2 protein-coding genes are annotated in these 2,975 nt (G+C 61.5%); both read left to right on the forward strand.

Annotation, left to right across the window (positions count from 1 at the left end; translation table 11 throughout):
* Positions 1-2,424: Ig-like domain-containing protein (locus ACM62Q_RS10955; protein WP_415036483.1), on the forward strand; the 2,424-nt coding region annotated here is incomplete at its 5' end.
* 48 nt (positions 2,425-2,472) lie between these two features.
* Positions 2,473-2,975 (forward strand): TolC family protein (locus tag ACM62Q_RS10960; RefSeq protein WP_415036485.1); only part of this gene is annotated, 503 nt, incomplete at its 3' end.

The raw sequence follows: 2,975 nt of genomic DNA on the forward strand, positions 1-2,975 counted from the left end.
TACAAGCCCAAGGACAACGACCTGACGGTGAGCAGCCCGACGGTGAACGAGGCCTCGGAATACGCGGTGTTTGAAGTTGACGCGACGCCGGGCAGCGAGATCACGCTGATCCTGACGCCGGGCACGGCGACGGGCGGTGGTACCGACTACGGTACCGACGGCAATGCGCCGAACCTGGAATACTCGACCGACGGTGGCAAGACCTGGACGGAATACACGACGGGCACGCCGGTGACGGTGCCGGGCAGTGGCGAAGTCCTGGTACGCACGCCGATCACGAACGACAGTACCCCGGACGATGGCGAGCAATTCACACTGACGGTCACGCCGAACGGTGGTGTTGGTGTGACCGGCACGGCGACGATCAAGGATGATGGTACGGGCGACCTCTGGGTGACCGACCCGATGCCTGGGCCGGGCGATCCGAGCCTGATCCCAAACCCATCTGATCCGAACGATCCGCTGTACGTGACGCCGGACAACGATCAGGTTGTGAAGGTAAGCAACCCGGAAGTCAGCGAATCTGCCCCCTACATTGTGTATGAAGTGGAAGGCAAACAGGGCCAGGAACTCGAGATCGGAATCACTGGCGGGACGGCGACGAGTGGTGGTACTGACTATAAAGACACCATTGAATACTCGACCGACGGCGGTAAGACCTGGACGACTTACAATTCAAGCAACAAACCCGAAGTCCCTGCTTCTGGTGAAGTGCTGGTGCGAGTACCGCTGGTCAATGACAACATCCCAGACGATGGCGAAACGGTTGAATTGACGGTCAAGGTGGTGGGAGCTGATTCGTCGCAAACCCCAGGCAAGGGCACTGCGACGATCCGTGACGATGGCACCGATGCACCGGATACCTGGGTGCCGAAGGACCCGTCTGATCCGACGGGCGAATTGACACCGAACCCGACTGATCCGAGCGATCCGAGCTACATCGTTCCAGACGATGACCGTCAGGTGACAGTCGATAGCCCGACGGTGAACGAGAAATCGCCGCACATCGTTTATGAAGTGACGGGCGCGTCTGGCCAGAAGGTGGAGATCGAGATTACCGGCGGCGGCACGGCCACGCCGGGCGGTGACTACGTGCCGACGATCGAGGTGTCGACCGATGGCGGCAATACCTGGACGCCTTATACCGGTGACGCGGTTGAACTGCCGTCGGGCGGCGAGATTCTGGTGCGCGTGCCGCTGATCGACGACAACCTCCCGGAAACGCCGGAAACCGTCGAACTCACGGTAACGCCAGTGGGTGGCCAACCGAGCGTCGGCAAGGCAACGATCACCGACGACGGCACGGGCGATGTCTTCGACGACAAGGGTCAGCCGACCCCGGTCGACCCGAGCGATTCGTACTACACGACGCCGGGCAATCCGCCTTACGTTCCGCGTGACAACGACCACGTGCCGACGGCCAACCCGGATACCGGCGAATCCCGCGATGGTCGTCCGATTACGGTCGATGTTCGTGACAACGACACCGACCCGGACAATGACACGCTCACCGTTACCGAAATCAACGGTCAGCCGTTCCCGCCCTCGGGCGTGATTGAACTGCCGGAAGGCTCGGTCAACAGGGGGCCGGACGGTTCGCTGACTTTCACGCCCAAGCCCGGTTCGCAAGGGACGGTGGTGATCGAGTACACGGTGGAAGACCCAAATGGCAACAAGTCGACCAGCCAATGGACAGTGACCGTCGTGCCGGAAGCACCGCCACAGCAGCCAGGTGGTTCGGGAGAGACTCCTGCCAACAACGGTGACGACATCACCAAGCGCCCGGCGAATGATCTGATTCTGGGCGATCAGGTGAAGGACCCCAGCGTCTTCTTCGATGGTTCATTGTCAGATGGCGTGCGCCGTATGCAGATTCCGTTGCACCCGGTGCTCTACGTTGATATCGAAGTCAGCCGTGCGCAGCAGGAGCGTGCCCTGGATGACACACGTGGTTTCTCGAATCCGCATGCTGTCAATATGGACAATCCGCTAGCAGCATCTATCGGCGGTGGCCTCGGTCAAGACTTCAACCTGTTCGTGGTTCATGCTATTCGCGATTCGCAGCGCGAGGCGAGCTTCTTGCGGAATTCGGTCGAAGGCCGCTACAGCCGCCTGGGCCTGGGTAGCGATGGTTATCTGGCGTCGCCGGGGTTGTTTCGCAATGCTGCGACCGAGCTTGAAAACTTGCTGCAAGATGAGCGCAAGAAGCTGAAGAAGGCGGCTGCGGCGGCAGAGACGGAAGCGTCGGAAGCGTCGGAAACGGCGGCAGCAGAACGCGGGCAGGGTGCAGCGAAACCGGCAGAGAAGGCGAAGACGCCTGCTAAGGCCGCACCGCAGCGCCTGGCGGGCGGCGCGGCCCCATCCTTTGACGAGCAGTTGCGCAGCGGTGCGGCGCGCCTGCCCATGGCACCGCGCAAGGCTTGATTTTTTACCCCATTGATAATTGACAAATTGATAGACCGAGGAAAAACAATGCAAAAGAACTTCAAAACCCGTATCACCCGCCCGGCCTTGCTGGTGGCGGCCTGTTTCACCGTGGCGCTGACGGGCTGCGGCGCGCTTGCGCCGGTGCCGTTCGCGCCGGAGGAAGTCAAGGAGCGCGTGACGCAGGATCGCCTCAACATGTATGCCGACCAGGAGCCGGTGACGGGGGCGATCACCTTCCACGAAGCAGCGGCGCGCGCGCTCAAATACAACCTCGACTACAAGCTGAAGCTGATGGAAAGCGCGCTCTCCAAGAGCCTGCACGACGTATCCACCTACGAAATGCTGCCGCGTGTCGTGGCCGGCGCGGGCTATGCCTGGCGCAATAACGATTCGGGCGGCACCTCGATCGGCATCGAGGATGGGCAGGTCTCGCTGCGTCCTTCCACATCGCAGGAACGCGAGCGCAATCTCGCCAACCTGACCTTCTCCTGGAGCGTGCTCGATTTCGGCGTCTCCTACTACCGCGCCCAGCAGAAGGCCGACCAGGT

The organism is Azonexus sp., from assembly GCF_047638095.1.
Classification (GTDB): domain Bacteria; phylum Pseudomonadota; class Gammaproteobacteria; order Burkholderiales; family Rhodocyclaceae; genus Azonexus.